At 34.3% G+C, this 22,804-nt stretch carries 24 protein-coding genes; 16 read left to right on the top strand and 8 right to left on the bottom strand.

Annotation, left to right across the window (positions count from 1 at the left end; genetic code table 11):
* Positions 1–6: 6 nt before the first annotated feature.
* From CCON33237_RS01955 to CCON33237_RS01990, 8 genes are all read right to left on the bottom strand, one after another.
* A complete protein-coding gene (locus tag CCON33237_RS01955) occupies positions 7–1,221 on the bottom strand; it encodes a replication endonuclease (RefSeq protein WP_054196162.1) in 1,215 nt (404 codons plus the stop codon).
* 51 nt (positions 1,222–1,272) lie between these two features.
* Positions 1,273–2,538 carry a type II secretion system protein GspD gene (locus CCON33237_RS01960; RefSeq protein ID WP_169748869.1) on the bottom strand — a complete coding sequence of 422 codons (1,266 nt, stop codon included), beginning with the start codon at positions 2,536–2,538 and terminating at the stop codon, positions 1,273–1,275.
* A complete protein-coding gene (locus tag CCON33237_RS01965; RefSeq protein ID WP_054196164.1) occupies positions 2,486–3,610 on the bottom strand; it encodes a zonular occludens toxin domain-containing protein in 1,125 nt (374 codons plus the stop codon). The genes CCON33237_RS01960 and CCON33237_RS01965 overlap by 53 nt, the downstream gene beginning before the upstream one ends.
* 1 nt (position 3,611) lies before the next feature.
* The gene (locus CCON33237_RS01970) at positions 3,612–4,058 is read right to left on the bottom strand and encodes a hypothetical protein (protein WP_054196165.1); all 447 of its coding nucleotides are present in this window, start codon (positions 4,056–4,058) and stop codon (positions 3,612–3,614) included.
* Complete coding sequence (locus CCON33237_RS01975) at positions 4,055–6,247, bottom strand: hypothetical protein (protein WP_054196166.1); 2,193 nt, start codon at positions 6,245–6,247, stop codon at positions 4,055–4,057. Before CCON33237_RS01975 ends, CCON33237_RS01970 begins: the two co-directional genes overlap by 4 nt.
* Before the next feature lie 225 nt (positions 6,248–6,472).
* The gene (locus tag CCON33237_RS01980) at positions 6,473–6,778 is read right to left on the bottom strand and encodes a hypothetical protein (RefSeq protein WP_054196167.1); all 306 of its coding nucleotides are present in this window, start codon (positions 6,776–6,778) and stop codon (positions 6,473–6,475) included.
* A 37-nt stretch (positions 6,779–6,815) separates the two neighbouring features.
* Positions 6,816–7,037, bottom strand: a complete 222-nt coding sequence (locus CCON33237_RS01985; RefSeq protein ID WP_054196168.1) for a hypothetical protein — start codon at positions 7,035–7,037, stop codon at positions 6,816–6,818.
* A gap of 124 nt (positions 7,038–7,161) precedes the next feature.
* The gene (locus CCON33237_RS01990; protein ID WP_054196169.1) at positions 7,162–7,488 is read right to left on the bottom strand and encodes a hypothetical protein; all 327 of its coding nucleotides are present in this window, start codon (positions 7,486–7,488) and stop codon (positions 7,162–7,164) included.
* A 265-nt stretch (positions 7,489–7,753) separates the two neighbouring features.
* Here CCON33237_RS01990 and CCON33237_RS01995 point away from each other — a divergent pair, with 265 nt between their 5' ends.
* The 16 genes from CCON33237_RS01995 (at position 7,754) to CCON33237_RS02070 (ending at position 22,804) form a co-directional block, all read left to right on the top strand.
* Positions 7,754–7,987, top strand: a complete 234-nt coding sequence (locus CCON33237_RS01995) for a hypothetical protein (RefSeq protein WP_054196170.1) — start codon at positions 7,754–7,756, stop codon at positions 7,985–7,987.
* A 4-nt stretch (positions 7,988–7,991) separates the two neighbouring features.
* Positions 7,992–8,444, top strand: coding sequence for a hypothetical protein (locus tag CCON33237_RS02000; protein ID WP_054196171.1), 453 nt, complete (start codon positions 7,992–7,994; stop codon positions 8,442–8,444).
* A gap of 468 nt (positions 8,445–8,912) precedes the next feature.
* A complete protein-coding gene (locus CCON33237_RS02005; protein WP_054196172.1) occupies positions 8,913–13,976 on the top strand; it encodes a retention module-containing protein in 5,064 nt (1,687 codons plus the stop codon).
* A gap of 99 nt (positions 13,977–14,075) precedes the next feature.
* On the top strand, positions 14,076–14,669 hold the full coding sequence (locus CCON33237_RS02010) for a LemA family protein (RefSeq protein WP_054196173.1): 594 nt from the start codon (positions 14,076–14,078) through the stop codon (positions 14,667–14,669).
* Positions 14,669–15,523, top strand: coding sequence for a TPM domain-containing protein (locus CCON33237_RS02015; RefSeq protein ID WP_054196174.1), 855 nt, complete (start codon positions 14,669–14,671; stop codon positions 15,521–15,523). Before CCON33237_RS02010 ends, CCON33237_RS02015 begins: the two co-directional genes overlap by 1 nt.
* A gap of 66 nt (positions 15,524–15,589) precedes the next feature.
* On the top strand, positions 15,590–16,270 hold the full coding sequence (locus CCON33237_RS02020) for a hypothetical protein (protein WP_054196175.1): 681 nt from the start codon (positions 15,590–15,592) through the stop codon (positions 16,268–16,270).
* A complete protein-coding gene (locus CCON33237_RS02025; protein ID WP_054196176.1) occupies positions 16,251–16,772 on the top strand; it encodes a 4'-phosphopantetheinyl transferase family protein in 522 nt (173 codons plus the stop codon). Before CCON33237_RS02020 ends, CCON33237_RS02025 begins: the two co-directional genes overlap by 20 nt.
* A gap of 23 nt (positions 16,773–16,795) precedes the next feature.
* A complete protein-coding gene (locus CCON33237_RS02030) occupies positions 16,796–17,173 on the top strand; it encodes a hypothetical protein (protein ID WP_054196177.1) in 378 nt (125 codons plus the stop codon).
* Complete coding sequence (locus tag CCON33237_RS02035) at positions 17,157–18,326, top strand: beta-ketoacyl synthase N-terminal-like domain-containing protein (protein WP_236842017.1); 1,170 nt, start codon at positions 17,157–17,159, stop codon at positions 18,324–18,326. Before CCON33237_RS02030 ends, CCON33237_RS02035 begins: the two co-directional genes overlap by 17 nt.
* Positions 18,323–18,766 (top strand): hotdog family protein, encoded by a 444-nt coding sequence (locus CCON33237_RS02040; protein ID WP_054196179.1) that lies wholly within the window; start codon positions 18,323–18,325, stop codon positions 18,764–18,766. The genes CCON33237_RS02035 and CCON33237_RS02040 overlap by 4 nt, the downstream gene beginning before the upstream one ends.
* Positions 18,759–19,478, top strand: a complete 720-nt coding sequence (gene fabG / locus CCON33237_RS02045; RefSeq protein ID WP_054196180.1) for a 3-oxoacyl-ACP reductase FabG — start codon at positions 18,759–18,761, stop codon at positions 19,476–19,478. Before CCON33237_RS02040 ends, fabG begins: the two co-directional genes overlap by 8 nt.
* The gene (locus CCON33237_RS02050) at positions 19,478–20,731 is read left to right on the top strand and encodes a beta-ketoacyl-ACP synthase (RefSeq protein WP_054197373.1); all 1,254 of its coding nucleotides are present in this window, start codon (positions 19,478–19,480) and stop codon (positions 20,729–20,731) included. Before fabG ends, CCON33237_RS02050 begins: the two co-directional genes overlap by 1 nt.
* Positions 20,732–20,742: 11 nt before the next feature.
* Positions 20,743–21,159 (top strand): hypothetical protein, encoded by a 417-nt coding sequence (locus CCON33237_RS02055; RefSeq protein WP_021090821.1) that lies wholly within the window; start codon positions 20,743–20,745, stop codon positions 21,157–21,159.
* Positions 21,159–21,827 carry a beta-ketoacyl synthase chain length factor gene (locus tag CCON33237_RS02060; protein WP_054196181.1) on the top strand — a complete coding sequence of 223 codons (669 nt, stop codon included), beginning with the start codon at positions 21,159–21,161 and terminating at the stop codon, positions 21,825–21,827. The genes CCON33237_RS02055 and CCON33237_RS02060 overlap by 1 nt, the downstream gene beginning before the upstream one ends.
* The gene (locus CCON33237_RS02065; RefSeq protein ID WP_234402260.1) at positions 21,754–22,563 is read left to right on the top strand and encodes a lysophospholipid acyltransferase family protein; all 810 of its coding nucleotides are present in this window, start codon (positions 21,754–21,756) and stop codon (positions 22,561–22,563) included. The genes CCON33237_RS02060 and CCON33237_RS02065 overlap by 74 nt, the downstream gene beginning before the upstream one ends.
* Positions 22,547–22,804, top strand: coding sequence for a phosphopantetheine-binding protein (locus tag CCON33237_RS02070; RefSeq protein WP_021090881.1), 258 nt, complete (start codon positions 22,547–22,549; stop codon positions 22,802–22,804). Before CCON33237_RS02065 ends, CCON33237_RS02070 begins: the two co-directional genes overlap by 17 nt.

Below are 22,804 nucleotides of genomic sequence, written 5' to 3' on the forward strand. Positions count from 1 at the left end.
TACTCCTTAAAATTCATTACAAATCAAAAATCTATTTACAAAGCTATCAATATCAGGGGCATTAAGATCGTGCTTTTTGTGATAGCGTGTAAAATTATCTAAATTTCTATCAAGCATTAAATTTTCAACATAAGCTAAATGCTGGGCATTTACATCACCACCCAAGCTTTGATAATAATTAACTAACTCGTAATCTTTCATTCTACTTATTGGTTTAGGCTTTTCATCGCTTTTAAAAAGCTCATCGCAAAGCTTTAAAATTTGCCTTTGTTTTAAGGAGTTGCCAAAGCTCTTTATCTCATCGCTTGCATCTTCATATCGTTTAATAGTGTTGTTATCTTTAATTATTCTAGTCTTTTGCCAAAGTTCGCCAAATTCATCAAATATTTTTAAAGGCTTCCTGGTATCAGGATCAACGACAACAGTAACCAAGCCTTTATTATAATTTTTAGTAAGAGATATTAGGTCGATACTGCCGTTTAGTTTTCTATAAATTTCAAGACTTACAAATGTTTTTGACATTGTAAAACGTCTAATTTTATGCTTTAAATACCAGTAGCTAATATCGGTCAAGTTATCTAAATCAGGATTTTGGCGAAGATCATCAAGAGTCTTAAAAATGTATTTCATAATATAAGAAGTTGGATTTTTAATATTAGTTTCAACCCTGCTATGAGTATCTAAAAAACGACTTTTAATAGCTATAACACAATCATTTATTTTTTCTTTAGGAACAAAAACAAGCAAATTCAAATGGCAAGTTCCGTCTAAATGTGGCTCTTTAGTAGTAATATAGCATTTTTGAAACTGCGAAATTTTTCTAAAATGCTTTGAGTTCATAATGCTTCTAACCAGGGCTTGAAGTTTGCTAGCTCCTGCGCTAACGCTATGATCTTCATCATCGATATACTTTTTATTATAAACAAGCTTTTTCTTGCCACTCTTAAGAGTTATAAGCTTTTGTTTATGATACTCACTAGGCAAGGTAAAAACTGCGAAAATAGGACAAAACCCTTGACTTTGAGCATAATCATTAAGGCTGGCTACTCGGTTATTAAGTTCAGCAATGTATCTATTAGAGTTATGCCAGCTGGAAAAATAAAAATTTGAGTAAGGAACATACTCGCCATTTATCATAAAGAAATTGCTATCAAGAAATTTCTTTTGATTTTCTAGTTTGGTTTTTAAAAAGATTTTATCAGTTTCACTAATTCCATACATCTTATTCCTTTAGGGTACACACTTATATTATATATAGCCAAGAGCGCACGCTCATTCCCCACTACGTGGGGCCCCTTTTGCGTTGCGCGCTGCGCTCGTTAGGTAGCGTTCTAAGGCAAGGTGTTTATCTTTTGGATCATAATAAAACTCAGAAAAAATATCTTTTTCAGACGGAAGCATTGTTATAAATATACTAAAACTATAATCAGTTGTCTTTTCGCTCTTATATGTAGTTATATCGCCAAGAATAGGTATATTTTCAACAAAGGGAATAGTTTTTGTTGATTTTATTGTTTCCTTGCTATTAATACCGCCAATAAGAAAAGAGTTTGAATCAGTAAGATATACATTTGTTTTTAGATGCCTACTAGAAATTCTAGGAGTCAATGTATCATCAAGCAAATTTTCTATATATAAATCCAAAGTAAAGCTAACGCTATCATTAGTAATTAAGACATTTGTAATATAAAGCTTTAAGCCAACATCTTGATAATCAACTTGATTCGTAGTCATTCTTTGGTTGTTTTGAATTTCGATTGATGATTTTTGAATAGGGGTCTTTATAACGCTCTCAATTACGCTATCTTTATTATCAATAAGGGTAACTCTAGGATTATAAAGTAGATCAGATACACCCTTTTCTTTAAGCAAATTTATAAGACTGGTGACAGAATCTTTATTGACTTTAGTGCTATCGACTGTAAGAACGTTGGTAATAATTTTAAAATAAAAATGATCTAGTGGATTTAAAAGTGATTCTATACGTGGGCCAATTTCTTTAAGTTTTGTGTTATCTGTGCTAATAATTGTAAAGCTAAGCTGCCTTAATTGATAGCTAGTATCTAGCCCATTAATAAGATTATTAATAATCTCATACTGGCTTTCAGTAGTAATAAGCAGTATCCTATCACTATAAACAGTGTATTTTATATTTTCACTAAATAAAGAAAGAGCTGATACAACATCTTCTTTGGAAACGTGCTTAAATTTGATTATATAGTCATTCAAAACTGGCTTATCTTCAACAGTTGGATTATATATCAACAAGACACTATCTTGTATCAAATAATCAAGACCATTAACGTTTAAAATATCTTTAAGCAACTTAGAAAAAGTATCAGTATTGCTTAGATCAAGCGTAGGTAAAAATACATCAAAGTTAGTATCAACATTACCACTAATGACAATATTTTTGCCAGTTATAGAACTAATCTCGCCCAAGAAATCGTTAAAGGTAATGTTACGATATTCTAAGGCAGATAAACTACTTGAGAGTAGGAAGCATAGGACTAGAATCAGTCTTTGGAGATTTTTCATTTGCAAACCCTTGTGATGAATTTTCTAAGCTTTTTAAAACTCTTTCAAAATCTGCATGGCAAGAAACAAAATAATCAATGTAGTTGCCTGACTTCTTATCTTGTAAGAATATATGGCAGTTTGAAAAAGAAAGAAGTTCTAAGAAGCTATCTAAAGATAAATCAATGGCATAATTTCTAAATTTACAACCATTTGGAAAGCAAGTTATCCTTAGATAGATTCTATTGTTATTAAAAATAGTGGTGTTTATATCTGAATTATCTACGCTATTTGAAATTGTTTTAGGCTTTTTAGAATCAGAAGTATTTAAATCAACAAATCTAGTATCTTGAATAGTTGATTGAGCTGGCTCATGCTTAGGCTCTAGAAATTTATATATAGCGTAAGAAGCTATAATAAAAATTATTAAAAATAAGATCTTTTTAGTTGCATAGCTTTTATAAATTTCTTTTGAGCCACTACTATATAAATCTGATACTTTTTGATTAAATTTTAGATTTTCAGAGCGAATAAGATTATAATTAAAATTAGACGAAGTGCTATAAACCTTATATTTAAAAAGACTACTAAAGAGCCTTTTGCCACTAGGCTGGGCCATATACATTAATTCAGTATGAACTAAATATTCTCTATTTGTCTGACGTTTAGACTGAAATAAAAAAATAATATCAATGCCAAAATGTCCATGATAACTTAAAAACCTACCAAGACTATCGTTAAATGTTTTTGTAAAGGTGTTGTAAGCTTCATCAAGAACTATCAAACAATGATGATAATTTTCATAGATGCCATTTTTTAAAGCATACTCATCATAATTATCTATATTATCTAAAAAGCCATTTTCATATTGAGAACTAAGCGTATATTCTTGACTAACAGCGGTAAGAAAATCATTTTTATCATATTGCTTTACAAAGCCATCAAAATGATCAAATTTTAAGCCGTTAATATTAGTATAAATAAATCTATACTTTGATTCATTTTTTAAATGTAATTCGTATTCATCGTTTATTATATGAACAGCTTTGTAAGTTTTACCAGAACGTGGCGGACCTATAATCAAACTTAACATTTTATCTACTCATTAATGTCAATAGATCGGTTATGATCTTAGTAATGTTGGCTCTAACATACAAGATTACCTTATAAAGCTGGAGAGCAAAGAAAAGACTAAGAATAGATATAAATAAAGTAATGGCAGTTGAAAAGGCAGAAGCTAGACCACTTTGATGTAAAAACTCCATAGAAGAGTTTAAAACAGTTTGATTAGGCAAGCCACCAAAAGAACCGCTAACACTAGAGCCATAATCAAACATTTTAGGGATATATTCTCTTAGTAAATTCCAAATTTTCATAATAAATAAAATGGCATAGCCGGCAAATGCAATAAGAAAAGCTACAAAAGAAGCATAAATAGGCACAACAAAAGCTAAAATAGTATTTCTTATACCAATTTTCTTGACTAGAAATTCAATAAAATTAACTATAAAACCGCCAACGGCACCAATTAACCATTTCATGATTCACCGCCTACCCTAAAGAGATATTTCAAAGAAAACATAATGATCTCAAAGCTAAACCAAATCGTAAAAAATAGCGTAAGAATAGACCTATAAGGGGTAACAATACGACAAGGATCGATCACAAATAAATTATTTTTCTCACTACCAGGAGTCGGACCGCTAATAGTAAAAGGGCAAGTCCCTTTAGGAATTTCTGGAGTATCTATACCATTCTTAAAGACTTCTAGCGACTCATTAAAATTATTCATTAAATTGTCAATATCGCTTTTAAAATTATTCAAAAAATTAAAAGCGTCATTAACAGACACGTCAAATTTAGCAAGCTCGCTTTGTAGTGCAGAAAAAGAAGTGGCAGTATTAACATTAGGCTCATAGTTCCATTGCTCGAGCTGCTGATTTTTTATAGAGGTTAAAGTATCGTTTATAGCATCAAGCTTAGCACCATTTCTATTTATAGCTTGCTCTAAAGAGCTTAAATCAATAGACTGGAAAGGCTGGGTAGGCGTAGTAGTAGATGAACCACTACCGCCATTACCTGGACTAGACGAGTTACCACCTGAACTTGACGTACCGTCTTTAGGAATAGAATTATTAACTCTATTATCAGAACCAATAGTATTAACATAACCAGTTGAAAATTTACTACTACCTTTTGGAGTTTTATAAGTATAAGAATAAGTTACATCTTGAACCCTTGAACCAGTCTGTGTAGTAGTTTCAACAACATCAACATCTATAATACTTTGATCAGGCGTAACAATATTACCTTTGTAGGTTGCTTTATTGCCAGTATTGCTAGTTTGCTTAATTGTCATCGGCAAATTAGGAGTAGGCTTATCAGAAGTCTTAAACATAGTATTTAGATCATAATCAAGATTTATATTTTTAACTTCATTAGGAACAGTTATTTCTTTTGTGGGGATAGGCTTAGACATATCCTTTAGCTTTGCGGTAACAATAGTATTGTTTTCAATTTTAGAAACCGAAGCATCTTTTGGTAAATCAAATTTTCTTAAATTTGGAGAAACATCGGCTAGTTTTTGTGGAGATTTTATAATATTTGATGAAGTTGAAGCAGCAGGATCAATCTTGCCAGTTTCTCTAAAGGTATTATTTAAAGCAATAGCGGAATCATCAACTGGCTTAAAATCAAAAACTGGCTCAGGACCAGCCTTAGTAGCTTTAATATCAACTATTTGGGGTCTATACTCTAATAAATTTATCTTAGGCGCTTTTGAGCCACTAGCAAACAAACCTTTAAAAAAATTAGATAAAGAAGTAAGACCATTTTTTATAGAATTAATAGGCAATGGAATCATAAAACCGCCCATAAGAAAAAGATCACTTTCGAGCTGTTGCTCGGCTTCAAGTTTATAAAGGGTAGAAGTTGTATAACAACCTTCAGGGAAACTCATACAAGCGGTTAATTCAAGACCATAAAGATCAGCACAATCATGATAAACCATGCCAAATGATTTACACTTATCCCTATCAATGTTAGGATCAGGAAGACACTCTTCAACAGTTGCATCTCTCAAAAGAAGCTCCACCTTTCTTTCATTGTAGATCATAGGAGAAGGACACCAATCAGGACGTTTTAGTTTAGGCTCACATTTACCAGTTTCTTTATTGAAAATTTGATCAGCAGGGCAAGGATCAACACAAGCATTTTTTTCAACGTCCCAAGTCTGGCCAACTGGACAAGAATCAACGCATTGCATAGTATCGGTGTTAAATTCTTGATTTAGCTTACATTTAGCAACTTCTTTTGAAACAAAGACAGTAAAATCGTAATAATCAAAAACTGGATCTTTAGGATAATCAGAAGCAACAAAATAATCAAAAATACCACCACCACCACGCTGACCAAAACGGCCAGTCCTACGCTCGCCACCTATATAAACATAACCATAGCCAAACCCAGCATAAAAACCAGGAGTTTTTGAGCCTAAAAAATAATAAGCTTCTTGAGTAATTGTAAAAGAATAGATATAGTAATAGCCAGTTTCTGGCGATCTAATGCCAAAATAATTATTACCTTTTAAAAATTTACCATCGACGAGCTTAAAAGAGCTATCAAGGTCTTTATCACGAATAACCGAACATAAGCCACTAGGGCAATTATAAGAAAAAGCAAGAGAGCATAAAAGAGATAAGAAAATGAAAGATCTAACTAGAAATTTCATATAAAATCCTTAAATAAATTTTTATTCATATAAATTACTGACGCCCTTCGGTTGTCGCTTCATTTTTTCAGGAAAAAATGAAGTTAAAAATTTAGTATTGAGCGCCTTTAAAATTTAAAACCTATTTGACAAAAGAAAGAGCTATAACGTAAATAAAAATAGGAACGAAAAAGAGAGAAAAAACGTTTAAAAAATAGTTAAATACATCGTTGTTAAATACTTCAATCATCGTGTAGCTCCGACTATGATTAAGCCAATAAGGAAAGAAAATGCTATAAGTATCGCAGAAAGACCCATTAAAAAATTAAATTGATGTTCGTATATACCTAAGTTTGAAATTAAATCATTTTTTTGCATGTAGCAAATATTAGTTTCAGTATTAAAAATATAATTAGTTTGAAAATTAGAAAGAGAATCATAAGAAATAGAAACGCTACTATCAAAATTTTCAAGAAATATTGTTTTATCTTTTATATAAAAATCTTTAACGCAGGTATTTAAACTAGGGATATATATAGCATTTTCTTTCATTATTATGCACCTTTAAAGGGGCAAGAAGCCCCTAAAATTACTTGATGAAAGATTTAACTCTGCCAGCTATCATAAAGATGAAAGCAACAGCGATAACACCAGCAAATACGTAGTCAAATAAAGCATAGTCAGCTTTTAACGGCGTAGTTGGAATAACTGGAGCATCTCCAGCGAAAAGAGCAGGAGCTGAAAGCAATGCAGAGCCAACAGCAGCAACTTTAACCTTAGTAGATTCTAGAAAATTTTTAGTTTTTTCCATATCTAACTCCTTTTTATAAAATTATGAGTTTTAAACTCTAGAAAATCTATAAAAATAAACTTTCTAGAGATTAATGCGGGAGAGTGGTTTGCTACTCACATTAAGGCATAGCCCCCGCTTTTTGTTATTTAGATGGCTTTGTTTCCTTTAAAAAAGGATTTTCATTAAAGACTTGGAAACTCAAACTCTCATCAGGGAACATATAAGCACCATTACGAGTATTTAAAAAACGATATGGAACGGCAATATATTTGCCTTTGACAGAATCAAATTTTGCTTTAAGAGAAAAATCATAATTGATAGTTTCGGTTGATTTGACAAGATAGCCATGCTGATCACGACTTTCAAAGGTAATAGTTACATCAATAGATGATGAAACTTCGCCAGTCTTTTTGTCGATACGAGAAATAGGACGAACTTCGTCACAAAGGCCTAAAAGGTAAGTGTACATGTGTAGCTCCTTAAGAAATATTTTGTTTGTAGCTTAGTATTTTAGGGGCAGAGCTACACCACCCCCAACAGTTTTACAACGTATTAAGGTTGTAACAACCAAGCCCCAAAACATCTTCACTATGTTGCGGGCGGTAAGTTAAGTTATAAATTTATAAGATATTGCTAAAATCCTCTTGCTTAATTAGAATTATTGCAATTTCTTAAACGGAATTATTGCATAATAATTATAAAACAAATCTTAAATATTGGAATAATTTCAAGAAATGAACAAGAAAGAAGTAGCCGAATTTATCGGAAAGGATATAAAAACTATCTACAACTGGGAAAAAACTAACCCAAACCTATACAAAATACTAGAATTTTATTTTCAAAAAGAAAGTGAAATTAATCCAACGCACAAAGAGTTAATAGAACTATTTGATAAGTTGAGTGAGATAGAACAACAATTTTATTTATCAGACATAAGAGCAAGAATACTTAAAAAAGAAATAGGATAATAAAGTGAGAATACTAAAAGCTTTATTATTGATTTGTATTTTCTTAATAGCAGATCCCATAGAAATACAAATAGAAAAAAAGAACAATCAAGAAAAATACATAAAAGATTTAAATTTAGTAGGCGACTGGAACATACAAACGGAGAGATACTTTATAGATTTTATACTAACAGCAGGCAATAATTGGGATATAAGTTTTGAGAAAAATCACGAAATTTTACTTGATAATAAACCAAGAGAAATGTTTTGGGACTACGACAACGAAAAAAGAAAAATAAGCATCTACAACAAAAAAGAAATAACCATGTACATCGGAGATGAAATAATAATAAAAGAATATATAGGAAATAAATGTTTTAAAGCAGAACTAAACAAAAACCATAAAATAAAGATGTGTAAAACAAAAGGAATAATAGTAAATAACATAAAAAACTTGATAAAAATAGAAATCAATTAAAAAGTTAGTATTCAAATCCCTCTCTGTCCGCCATTGCTTATAGATAATTATAAATTTTATTATTGTTTAACATTATTTTTTGTACATCTTTATATAAAATTTTCTGCGTTATAAAATTGCTTAACTATATAAGTAAAATTTCATGACAATCGCACATCTATTTTTGAAAAATTATGATTTTTTTGGTTATATTGTTGTTTCAAACTAATTAAAAATATCTTGAATTAAGTTTTTATTATAAAAAGTATTATATTTTACATGATTAATTATATTGACAATCAAAAAGCTATTTTTTTGATAAAAGCTCAGAATTCGCTTTTTACAAACTATTGACATTTGGAATTTATATATTTAATTAATATATTTTTTTCTTAAAATATAAAATTTCTCATATAAAGTTATATCTTATAAAGATAGTATATAATCACGTAAAAATTTAAATAATACAAAAAATAATAAGGAGTAATCTTGGCTAAAGAAGCTGGAGTAGTAAAATTCATTAGTGGCAAGGCGGTCGCTATCGATCAAAACGGAAATGAGAGAGAGCTAAAAGTAGGTGACATCCTTTATATGGGAGAGAGCATCAAGACAAGTGATGCCGCTGATAAAATAACAATCGTTTCAAATAATGGAAAAGAGATTACGATCGTAGGCAATGATACACTTGCTTTAAATCAAAGTACTATAGGCGCGGAAGGCTTGGCAGATGTTAGTGATTTGCAAAATGCTATTTTAAATGGTGGAGATTTAACAAAGCTTGAAGAGACTGCTGCTGGTGGAAACACTGCTGCTGGTGGTGGAGATGGCGTTAGCCTAAGTGATGCTAAATTTGCTGAGGGTGGACACTATTCAAACATTAATGCAACATATAGAAATTTAAGTGACACAAACAGAGCTTTTGCATCATATGATAGCCCAATAAGCGGATACAATGGTGGAGATGATACTATAATCCCAAGCAATCCTCTTGTAACTTTTATAAGCGATCTTAATAACGATGGTACTTTAAGCAGGGTTGAGCATGCACGCGATACAAATTTAAACACATCAAAAGTTCTTATTACAATTCCAAATGATGGCACAGTAAGGGCCGGAGATATACTAAATATCACTATAACTAAGCCAGATGGTAATACTGAAAATAAAACAATTCCTATCACCCCAACTATCATAAGCAATGGTTATCAGTTTGATGCACCAATACAGACTGGTAAAATTTCAAAAGTTGATGCAACTATTACAAATTTTCAAGGAAATGTTAGTGGTAGAAGCGAAGATAGCGTAACTTCAAGTGGCTTTAGTGCTCCAGAGGTTAAATTTACAGAAGATAACAGCCCTGATAATAATCTATTAACATATACTGAAAATGCTAAAGATGGTAAATTAAATGAAACTCCAGTACTTATAACTGTAAAAGATGTGATTGTTGGAGATATGCTTCACGTGACTTTGACAAAGCCTGATGGTACAACTGAGGTTAGAAATGTATCTATTGATCAAAACATAATAGATAATGGATATAAGATAGATAATATGCCAGTCGAGCACGGGAAGCCTTCAAAAGTAGAAGCTTATGTAGCAGATAGCACAAACACGATGAGAAGTGCAACTGCAAGTGACTCTACTACTCTTGATGTAAAGCCAACTTTGAAATTTACTGAAGATACAGATGATAATATCTATCTATATGATAATGAAAATAAGCAAGATAACGACTTTAGAAGCACAACAGTAGAAATAACTCTACCAAAAGATGTAGTTATTGGCGATAAGATCGTTATAACTTATACCGATCCACTAACCAAGCAAGATACAACAAAAGAAATTTCTCTTACACAAGAGATGATTGATAATCAAAAAGTAAATACCTCTCTTCCGATATTTCCAGATGTAAAAACATCAGCTAGTGTTCATGTGGTAGATAAAAACAATGTTCGAAAAAGTGAAGAGTCAGATCAAGATAGTGTAATGCCTATTGGCAGAAATTTAGAAATGACATTACCAGAAGAAAAGACTCTTCATGAAATTTCAAGACAAGAAAGTACTGATGACAATGAAGTAAATAAAACCACAGCAAGGATTACTCTGCCAAATAAAATTGATAATGGCGATAAGCTTACGCTAACTATTACTGGACCTGATCCTGATGATCCTGTAAATAATCCATCTAAAACTTATACAAGAGAATTTACTATACATATGGATAGTAAAGGTGCTGTGACTAGTGTAACAGAAAACGGAACTTCTAATGTTTTAACACCGATAAAATCAGGTGACAATCAATATACCATTGATGTTTCTGGTATACAGCTAAAGCATGGAGAAGATACGACTATTAAGGCCAAAGTTACAAATTTAAATCCAAATAGACATACATCCATAAATGAGTCAGAAGTATCGGCTAGTTTAGAATATGTAAAAAAACCTGAAGTTATCTTTGGAGAGGCTAATGGCACTAGGAGCATGAGCAGAGAGCAAGCTATTAGTGATCATGATCTTAATAGCACAACAGTCACTATAAAGCTTCCTAAAAATGCAGTAAGTGGAGATAAACTAACTGTAACTATAAAAGAGCCAAATGAAGCTACTGCTAGAGAAATAAAATATACTATTGGAAAAGATAATAATGGTAAGTTCTTTGTAAAAGATAGCGATGGCAATAAAATAGATACAGAAACAGATGGTAGAAGCTTTAAAATTTCTGGCATTAAGACAGCAACTGGTCTAGAAACTAAAGTAACAGCTGAGATAAAAGATAAAGATGGTATTCAGCATGCAGAAGATGCAAGCACAGTTACTATCTCAAATATAAACGATATGGCGGTATATTTCAAAGAGGACGCTGACCGTAATGTATCTTTAACGAGAGCAGAGAGTAAAGACGCAGATGGCGACCTACATAAAACGACAGTAGTAGTAAAAGTGCCAAATAACGTTATAGCTGGTGATGTTGTAAATGTAACAATAAACAATGGCACTTCAACTGAGACTAAAAAGTATAGTGTTATAAGCAATGTAAATGGAGAAATAAAGTTAGGATTAGAACATGTAAAGGACGATGGTACTAAAGAAACCATAGATATTACTACAAATGCCACAAAGAATAATGAGATAGAAATTCCTGGCGTAAAGATCATTGCTGGCAAGACCATCAATGTAACTACTGAGACTACCGATGCAAGCGGTGGTAAAAAAGCTGAAGCACAAAATCATAATACTCTTGAAAAGCTTCATGAAGACATGGAGATAACTTTTGAAAAAGATACCAATAATGATGGTATTTTGGGTAGTGCAGAGGCAACTGGAGCGACTACTATAGCAACTATCAAGCTTCCTTCAAATTTTGTTTTAGGTGATAAATTAATAGTAGAGTCACACAACGAAGACACACCAAATAATAAAACGACCAAGACATATGAGATAGTAAAAGACAATAACGGCAAATTAATAGCCAAAAATGGTAGTGAAGAGCTTGATATTACCGATGATGCTGATAGCAATAAGGTGGTCAAATACACACTTGGCTTAACAGAAGATCATAAGACTATCATTAATGCCAAGGTTACTGATAATACTGGTGCTGATAAGGTTGAGACAAATAGCGATATTACGCTTGATGCTCAAGGTAGCGGTTCTGGAACAGGCTTTAGGCTATTTATTGATGAGGATAAAGATAGAAATGGTGTTCTAAACAGAGATGAAGCTATGAAGGATGGAAAATTAAATACCACTTCGGCAACACTTCAGATCCCAACCACTGTAAATAGCGGTGATATTATAAAAGTCAAGGTAAATGGCGGAGCAGAGAAAACTTATACCGTTGATTCAAATGATGGTACAAACGTTACTATAAAAGATGCAGGTGGTAGCCTTGTCGCACTTGAGCCAGGAAATAAACTAAAAATTTCTGATGTTCATATAGATAAAGATCATCCAGCAGTGGTTGAAGCTACTATAAATGGAGTAACAAAGACAGCTAAAGCTACATTAGAATCAGTAGATACTAAAAATTTAAAGATTGAATTTGTTGAAGATAATGCAAGTAGAGACAATGTAATAGACAGAGATGAAGCTATTTTGGACAATGATATAAAAAAGACAATTATAAGTGTTCAGGTACCGCATAATGTCACAAATGGTGATAAGGTAGCAGTAACAATAAAAGAACCTCAAGCTAATGGTACAACAGGGTCTAGAACCATAACTTATACAGTTTCGAAAACTGCTAATGGTAAAATTTCACTTACAGATGATACTACTCATGTTACTACACAGTTAGCAAACAATACTATAAAAATTCCTGGCGTTGCTATGCTTCCAGGTCGCGAAACTAGTGCAGTAGCTACTATAACAAATGGTGCTGAGACTACAACTAGTAGCGAAGCAAAAGCTAAACTTGCACCTTTAAGTGAAGCGGGATTAAGTGTAAGCATAGTTGCTGACAAAAACGACAATGGCATTATCTCAAGAGATGAGTCAGGTAGTAAAATTTCAAAGGTTCATGTTTCTATCCCAGGAAGTGTTATAGCTGGCGATAAGATAGATGTTAAGATAACAAATCCTAACGGATCTATCTTAACTAAACATTATGAAGTTATGGGAAAAGATGTAAATGGAAAAATTACACTTAAAAATTTAGATGATAATTCTCAACAAACGCTTGGCAGAGATAATCCACTTGATCTTGATGCTACTATCGCAGTTGATAAAGAAACAAAAGCTGAAGTTACTCTAACTGACACATTTGGTGAGAGCAAAACAGTAAGCGATACAGCACATGCTGAAATCGATGCTATAAGAGGTATCATGTTTAATAAAGATATAAAAACCTCAGAAAGTGGCGAGAGATCTACTACGGTTAAAGTTTATCTTAATGAAGATGCTAGAAATGGAGATACGGTAGAGTTTAAATACACTGATCCAGACAACCACCATGCACTAACCAAGACTGCAACACATACTTTATCGGCTGAAGATATAACAAAAGGTGTATTCGAGCAATCATTAGATATTAATGCTAGATCAGCTTATGATTTGGAAGTCAAAGCTACTCTTAAGACCTCGGATTCGGATGGTTTAGTGTCTAAGTCTTACGAGCCTTATGATAAATCACTTCATATAAATGTTCAAAACTATACGGTTAAATTTGACGCAAGCAAAGATATGAAAGGTGGCGAAGGCAACGATACTTTGGTCTTTGATGGCGACAAAGTTAACTTTAACAATATTCGTAATCTTGATTCAAAAGTAGAAAGCTTTGAAAATATTGAGCTTAAAGGCAAAACAGAAATCAAAGAATTGAATGCACAAAATATCCTTGATATCACTGATAATCATGATACGGTACTTAAGATAAAAGGTGGTGATGTTGATGCTAATGGTAATAAAATCACAAAAGTTGATCTAGGCGGCAAATGGAATCCAGAACATTCAAATGATACTAATGGATTTAAAGGCTACTCAAGCATAGATCAAATAAATGGAAAAACTATCCATATCCAAATAGACGACAAAATCCACACCGATCTTTAATCCCCAAAATGAGTGCGTAAATTCGCACTCATTTCAAACTCAACTCACATTATTTTTTAAGTCTTGTTTTACTAATATTTGCTCCTTAAAGGAGAAAATATGAAAAATTTAATAGCCGTTATTATAGTTATCGCTGCACTTGCTTTTGGTGCTTTTAAGTATATAAATTCATTTGTTGCACTTGATGAAAATGTAAATGCAAAGTGGTCGCAGGTGTTAAATCAATATAAAAGAAGGGCTGAGCTTGTGCCAAATTTGGTTGAAACTGTAAAAGGCTACGCAGCTCATGAGCAAAAAATTTTTGAAGATGTGGCAAATGCTAGAAGTAAGAGCATGCAAGTAAGCGTTGATGCAAGTGGTCTTAGTGATGAAGCTAAGATGAAAGAATTTATGACAGCACAAAGCTCATTTGGTTTGGCACTTGGTAGGCTTATGGCAGTTAGTGAGAACTATCCGGAGCTAAAAGCAAATCAAAATTTCTTATCTCTTCAGAGTCAGCTTGAAGGTACGCAAAACCGCATAAGCGTAGCAATGCATGATTATATCGAAGCTGTAAAAGAGTATAACGTAGCCCTTAGAAGCTTTCCAAATAAATTTATAGCAAGTGCTTTTTATCCTGAGCTAAAGCCAAAACAAAATCTTGAAATAAGTAACGAAGAGAAGATAAATCCAAAAGTTTCATTTGAGAAATGATGAAGAAAATTTTTGCTCTTTTATTTTTTACATTTTGCTTTTGTTTTGCCATAAATTTTAAAGAGCAGATAAATGATGAGGCTCAAATTTTCTCTAAAAATGAGAAAGCTGAGCTTTTAAGCTTGGTGCAAAATTACGAGCAAAATAGTACGACGCAAATTGCTGTCGTGACACTTAAATCACTAGAAAATAAAAGCATAGAGGAGATCTCTCTTGAGATAGCTAGAGGCTACAAGCTGGGACAAAAACAAAGCAGTAATGGAGCGCTTTTAATAATCGCTCCAAACGAGAGAAAAGTGCGTATAGAAGTTGGCTATGGGCTTGAAGGCGTACTAACTGACGCTATGTCAAGCCAGATCATAAATGATGTGATAGTGCCTAAAATTAAGCAAGGCGATATGGGCGGTGGCGTCATAGAGGGCACAAAAGCTATCATAAAAGTGGCTAGTGGCGAAGAATTTGAAAGTGTGAGTGATGATGAAGAGATACCGTTTGGAATAGTTGCCTTTTTTGCTGGCATGATCTCGTGTTTTATCTCTGGCTTTTTAGGTAAATTTTTTATGCGAGTTGGCTTTAGTGCGTGTTTTGCAGGGCTGATATCTACGGTATTTGAGCAATTTTTTGGCGTGGAAAATTACTTCATTGTCTTTGTCATTGTGTTTGTAATATTTTTTATTATTTTAAAAAATGCTTTTAAAAGAAATACTCAAAGCAAAAATACACATAGTGGTTTTAGAAGAGATAGATTAGACTCAAATAGCAGTGGCAGTGGCCATTCAAGCAGTTCAAGAGGTGGTGGCTTTAGTGGCGGCGGAGGCGGTTTTGGCGGAGGAGGGGCGAGTGGCAGCTGGTAAAATTTCATCAAAGGTTAGTTTGAAAAACTCAAATCCTTTAAAATATAAAAAATTTTAGGAGCAAAGATGCTAGCTGGCGAGCTACTTAAAAGCCATTTTGTTAAATTTGATCTGGTGGCGGTGCTTAGTAAATTTTTAGAGCAAAGTCATTTTGATAAAGAAAAATTTGATCTGCTTAAACAAAATAACTTTAAAATTTTAGATAAAAATATAAAGCAAGAGATAGTTGGGACTGCTGGTTTTAAAGAGTTTTTTGATGAGAAATTTCAGAGCTTTTTATGCGAGCTTATGCAAAGTAAAGTTTTGATTGTTTCTGGCAAAGAGTATAAATTTAGTGAGCTTGAAATTTATACTTGTTTTGACGCAAATACCTACAAAAGGCAGTGTGAGGCAGGAGAGATTTACTTTCACAACTTTGGTTTTGACATATCTTTTAAAAGCGAGCCATCGCTTTATGGCGGCGTTTTAGTAAGAAGCCTAAAGCCCTTAAACGGGCAAAATTTTATCTTTGGGCCAAGAAAATGTGCCTTGCATATCTTAAATAGCAAAATGAGCAATTTAAACTTTGATCTAAAAGAGGCTGATTTTAGAAAAGATAAGATCACTTTTGCGCCACGTATTAGATCATTTGGCGATGAAAACCAGCAAAAAAATGATTGTCTTAGAGCATTTACTGCCGAGTTTGAAAAAGCATTAGAGTTTGATGAAAATTATAAAAAGAGATTAAATGCCTATAAAAAGGGGTGAAATTCATCTTTTTATTAACTTTTGCGGTGAGAAATTTAGCCCAAAAATGCTAGATAAAAAAGATCGCAGAAGAGTAAAAAAATATCCAAATTTAATAAAACAAAACTCATTTAAAATATCTCGCTACTTAAAATTTAAAGCAAAGATGCGAGGTAAAATCTGTCTTTCTCATAAAGAAAATATCGCAGTTTTAGCCATTTCAAAAGAAAAGATCGGAGTCGATGTAGAAGAGCTAAAGCAGAGAAATTTTGACGCAGTAGCTAGCTTTTGCTTTACAAAAGATGAGAGCAAAATTTTGGCAAATGCAAGAGATAAAACGCAAAAATTTTATGAAATTTATACTGCAAAAGAGGCGATTTTAAAGCTTAAAAATTTATCGTTTAGCGATCTTGGTACTACCAGCTACGATGAAATGGCAAAAAAATACTTAATTATTAATAATTCATTTATTATTTGCCTTGCATTTAAGCAATGCAAAGATATAATTATTAAACTTTTGTAATTTTTAACATTAAAAGGTAAAGATTGCTTATAAAAAAAATAGTCATAATCCTTGCTATTTCGCTTTTTGCTCTTGGATGTGCAAAGAAATTTGATACGCCACAGATGGCAGATTTTGACTTAAAAACATTTAAGGTAAGCTCATCAAAGGGACTACTTTTGCTTTACGTGCAAAATAGCAAGAATGAGTATAAATTTAGCCTTGTAAATGCACTTGGCGCGCCAGAAGCTAGGCGAGTTTTAAAAGATGGTAGCTTTAAAAAATTAGGTTTTTTGCCACCAAATAGCGCCTATAATGAACTTTTTATAAAAGTACTAGAGATGATAAAAGATGAAAAAAAAGAGCAAAAATTTATGATAGGCGATCAATATTATGAGGTAGAAAGTGTTGATCTACGTTAGCAAACCAGCCATTATCAGTGCCGCAGGGAGCAGCAGTAATGAGAATTTGAGCTCGCTTTTAAGTGGAAAGAGATTTCTAAGCCTTAGCAGTGAGTTTCATCCTGAGAATAAATTTTTAGTTGCAAAATTTGATAAGGCACTGCCAGAGTTTGCCAAGAACACAAAAGAACACTTCAAAACAAGAACCAATGCTTTGCTTTTAAATACGCTTCTTGAGCTTGACGATGAGATAAAAAAGGCTATCAAGAAATTTGGTAAGAGCCGTGTAGGTGTTATTTTGGGCACTACAACGAGTGGAATTGAAGAAAATTTTGAAACTTTTAAAGAGTATATAAGAACTGAAATTTTTGATAAAAGTAAGTTTGGTATAGACAGAAACTGTCTTGCAAATGTGAGCGAATTTGTGAGCGAATTTTATGGATTAGAAGGTCCAAGTTTTTGTGTTTCAACTGCCTGTACTTCTGGTGTTAAGGCGATTATTGAGGCACAAAGACTAATAAAAAGCGATATTTGCGATGCGGTTATATGCGGCGGCGTCGATAGTTTAAACACATTAACCATAAATGGCTTTAACTCACTTAGCATTTTAAGTCAAAAACCAAGCCAACCCTTTTCTAAAAATAGAGAGGGTATAAACATAGGCGAGGGAGCTGGGCTGTTTTTGCTGAGCCGTGATGAAATTTCAAACGTCGTCGTAGTAGGCTCGGCCTCAAACTGTGACGCTTTTCATATGACTCAGCCTGATTTTAATGCCAAAATGGCAATTTGTTGTATAGAAGAAGCTTTAAAAAAAGCTGGCATAGACGGCGTGGACTATGTAAATTTGCATGGTACCGGCACGCAAGCAAATGACAAAATGGAGGCAAAAGCTGTAAATTTAACGCTTGGCTTTGCATATGCTAGCTCGTTAAAGCCACAGATCGGTCATACGCTTGGGGCTGCTGGAGCCATCGAGAGCGCCATTTGCGTTATGCTTTGCATGGGGGAAAATAGCCTCTTGCCACCACACGTTTATGACGGAGTGTATGACGAGAGTTTGGAAGCTATAAATTTGGTAAAAAGTGGCACGAAATTTGATGTTAAGGCGGCGATGTCACTATCTTTTGCATTTGGCGGAGATAACGCCGCAATAATTTTTAAAAGAGTGAGATGATGATAAGTGATTATTTGCCACACAGTAGCGCCATAACCCTGATCGATGAAATTTTAGAATTTACGCCTTGTGAGAGCATCAAAGTAAGAAGCGTGATAAATGAGCAAACTCCATTTTTAGAAGATGGGAAATTTTACATGCAAAAGGCGATTGAGATGATGGCTCAAAGCCTTGGTATTTATGACTCAAAGATGCGTGAGTTAAGGGGTGAGAAGGCGATATTTGGCTTTTTGCTAGGCAGTAGAAAATTTGAAATTTTTAGGCCGTACTTTAAAGTGGGCGATGAGATAGTGATCGTCTCAAATTGCTCGATCCAAGATGAGAGTGGATTTGGAGTGTATGACAGCGAGCTTTTTGTAAACGGCGAGCTTGGCGCAAGGGCGGTTTTAAACGTGATGAGCCCTGATGAAGAATTTGTAAAAAAGGCACTTAGTGAGTAAGAGAGTATTGATAACTGGATCAAGTAGAGGCATAGGAGCTAGCATCGCTAAACGCCTAGCTAGCGAGTACGAAGTGGTGATTCACGCAAGAAGTAAGAGCGATGATCTTTTAAAGATAGCTAGTGAGCTTGGGGCTAAATTTTTGACATTTGACGTGGCTGATACTTCCGCGGCTAAGGAGATGATAGAGGCTGACATGGAGGCAAATGGCGTCTACTACGGTGTTGTGCTAAACGCTGGTATAACAAGAGATAACACCTTTGTCGGTCTTAGCGATGAAGAGTGGTTTGATGTGATAGATGTAAATTTAAATGGCTTTTACAACGTTCTAAGACCAGCGCTAATGCCCATGATAAGGGCTAGAAAGCCAGCTAGGATAGTGACACTAAGCTCTGTTTCAGGCGTCATTGGCAACAGAGGTCAGGTAAATTACTCAGCTAGCAAAGCTGGCATCATAGGAGCTAGCAAAGCCCTTGCAGTAGAGCTTGCAAGCAGAGGCATAACAGTAAACTGCGTAGCACCAGGGCTTATAAAGACAGATATGAGCGAGGAAATTTTAAATAGCGACTTTTTAGACGAGGTGCTAAAAGCCATACCTGCAAAAAGAGCTGGCGAAGCAGATGAAGTGGCAGGACTTGTTAAATTTCTACTAAGCAGTGATGCTAGCTACATCACAAGGCAGGTTATCGGCGTAAATGGAGGACTTTGCTAATGCGTGTATTTGTCACAGGTATCGGCGCAGTCAGTGCTTTTGGCAATAGCTGGGAGGAGATGAGGGCTAAATTTCTTGAGGGTAACAATGCCGTGAGATATATGAGCGAGTGGGAGAGCTGTAAAGATCTAAACACGCGCCTAGCAGCGCCAATACTAGACTACAAACATCCGCAGGAGTGGGACAGAAAACAGCTAAGAAGCCTTGGTAAGGTCTCATGTTATAGCGTGCACGCGGCTGGACTTGCATTGAAAGACGCTGGCTTGTTAAATGGAGAGGAGTTGCAAGCTGCAAATTTAGATCCAAGCGTGCAAGATGGCAGGATGGGTGTAGCAAGTGGCTCAAGTACTGGTAGCACGGATTCCATCCTTGATATGGCAAAGCTAGTTTTGGACATGGATAGCAGCTTTAACGCAAATACCTACATAAAAATGATGCCTCACACCACAGCGGCAAATATTGCACTATTTTATTCGCTAAAAGGCCGTATCATCCCTACATCTTCTGCATGTACGAGTGGCTCGCATGCTATTGGATACGCATATGAGAGCATAAAAAATGGCAGCATAGATATGATGCTAGCAGGCGGTGCTGAGGAGCTTTGTGTGAGTGAGGCCTACGTCTTTGACAAGCTCTACGCTACAAGCGTGAAAAACAGCACGCCAAATTTGACCCCAACTCCGTTTGAAAAAGATAGAGATGGCTTGGTTCTTGGCGAAGGAGCTGGATTTTTAGTGCTTGAAAGCGAAGAGAGCGTTTTAAAAAGAAGGGCTAAAATTTACGCTGAGGTTGTTGGCTTTGGCTCGACATGTGATGGCACGCACATCACAAGACCACAAAGCGCTACGATGAAAGCGGCGATGAGCTTAGCGCTTAGAGACGCAAATTTAGAGCCAAAAAGCGTAGGTTACGTAAATGCTCATGCGACTGCGACAAAACATGGCGACATAGCCGAGAGTATCGCTACAAACGAGCTTTTTGGAGAGGGCATCGCTATTAGCTCGCTTAAAAGCTATCTTGGTCATACGCTTGGCGCTTGTGGAGGGCTAGAAGCGATCGCCTCTATCATGATGATGAGAGAAGAGCTATTTTTCCCAACTATAAATTTAAATGTGATCGATCTCGAGTGCGCAAAGCTAAACTATTTAAAAGAGCCAACTCCGATAAAAACGGACTTTGTTATGAGTAATAACTTTGCATTTGGTGGTGTAAATACATCTTTGATATTTAAAAGAGTTAAAAACATTTTTTAAAAAGGATAAACATGAAAAAATTAGTTTCATTAGTTGCTATTTTGGCGTTTGCTACAAGTCTTAATGCAAGAGATGATGTGAAATATCACTCACTTGACTTCCTAAATGGCCCAAAAGCTAAAAATTTCTTACTTCCAAATGTAAGTATCAGCTTTGGCACAGGCTATAGCGGACAGGTAATTGTAAAAGATCTAACATCTAATAAAAAGACGAATGGTTTTAATAAAAGTGATGAAGAGGCATGCCAAATCGCACTTCTTTCGGCCTTAAAGACTTTCCAAGAAAGAGCATTAAAAGAAGGCGGCACAAAGGTTGTAAATCTAACTGGCTACTACAAAAAACAGCCATTTAACTCAAAAACTCAGTTTCAATGTGGAAGCGGCGCTTTGATGTCTGGCGTTACTCTAAAAGGTGATATCGCGAAATAATGAAATTTCAGGTAGATTTTTTTGATGCGATAGCTTATGGCGATGTCGGCGAGGATCTAGCTAGATATAAAAAAGAATTTGATCTAGCAAAGATCCCACCGATTCAAAGAAGAAGATTGAGTAGTGCTGCAAAGTGCGCTTTTAGCTTGCTTGGTGGTTTTGACGAGCTTGATATGCCAGTTATTTTTAGCTCATATGAAGGAGAGATAAATCGCTGCTTTGAGCTAGAGACTACACTGGCAAAAGCCGAGCCAGTTTCGCCCACATCGTTTTCACTTTCTGTGCATAACGCTATCTCGTCGCTTCTTAGCATAGAAGCTAAAAATCACAATGAAATTCTTGCTATATCGTCATTTAGCCCAGTTGAAGATGCCTTGCAAGCGGCATTTTTAAGACTAAATGATGGATATGAAAAGGTGCTAATACTTGCCTATCACGAGTCGATAAAGCAGAGTTATTTTGATGAGAAAAAGCCGTCATTTATGCTAGCTCTTGTTGTCTCAAGGGCAAAAAACGATAAAGTGTTAACTCTAAAAAGAGCTAAAAAAGAAAAAGAAATTTGTGAGAATTTATTACAAAACTTTATTGTAAATTTTGATCCAAAAATATCAAAAAGCTGGCAAAGTTGTAGTTATTCTTCATCTTGGAATTTTAGCTATGAGCCTTAAAATTTTAAGAGCTGGATTTTTATTTTCCCTTTTTGCGATCATTTGCATAAGCGGAGATTTACTGCTTGTGCCAGTGGTGCTTTTGGGGCTAAATAAATTTAAATTTATACAAAATTTATGCCGTGATCTAGTTAGAATTTCTTGGGGATTTTTTATAAAAGTTACTAGAATTTGTGGGTGTTTGGACTATAAATTTGAGCTTAGCGAGCTAAATGGCGGATCAAATTTAGTCATAGCAAATCACCCTTCGCTTCTTGATGTGGTCTTTTTAGTTTCAAAATTTAAAAGGATAAACTGCATCGTAAAGGGCGAGCTTAGCAAAAATATATTTTTATTTGCGGCAATTAGAGCGTGCAACTATATACCAAATACAAACAACGAGGAATTTTTACAAAAAAGCGTAGATGTTTTAAAAAGTGGTGAAAATTTATTGATTTTCCCAGAGGGTACACGTACGAAAGATGAAATTATTTTTCATAAGGCAGCAGCTTACATAGGTGTAAAAGGCGCTAAAAATATTGTTTGCATCGGTATCAATATGCACCCAAGAAGCCTTAGAAAAAATGAACCATGGTATAAAACGCCAGATGAAAAGATAAAATATCATTTTAAAGAGATGAAAAATTTTGATGTTGATATGTTTTTAAAGGATAGGCCAAGCCCCGTGAGGGCCAGGGCGCTACACGAAGAGATAAGTAAAATTTATAAGGAGGAATTTGGTGAAAGAGCTAGTTAATGAGATAAAAGAGTTGATCATCACAAGCTTAAATTTAGAGGATATGAAGCCAAGCGATATTGATGAGAATGCGCCACTTTTTAATGATGGACTTGGTCTTGATAGCGTCGATGCTTTAGAGCTTGGACTTGCGGTGCAGAAAAAATATGGCCTCGTGCTTGACTCAAAGAGCGCAAATCTAAAAGAGATATTTTTTAGCGTATCTTCTCTTGCAAAATACATTTACGAAAATAGGAAATAA

The organism is Campylobacter concisus (genome assembly GCF_001298465.1).
Taxonomy (GTDB): Bacteria; Campylobacterota; Campylobacteria; order Campylobacterales; family Campylobacteraceae; genus Campylobacter_A; species Campylobacter_A concisus.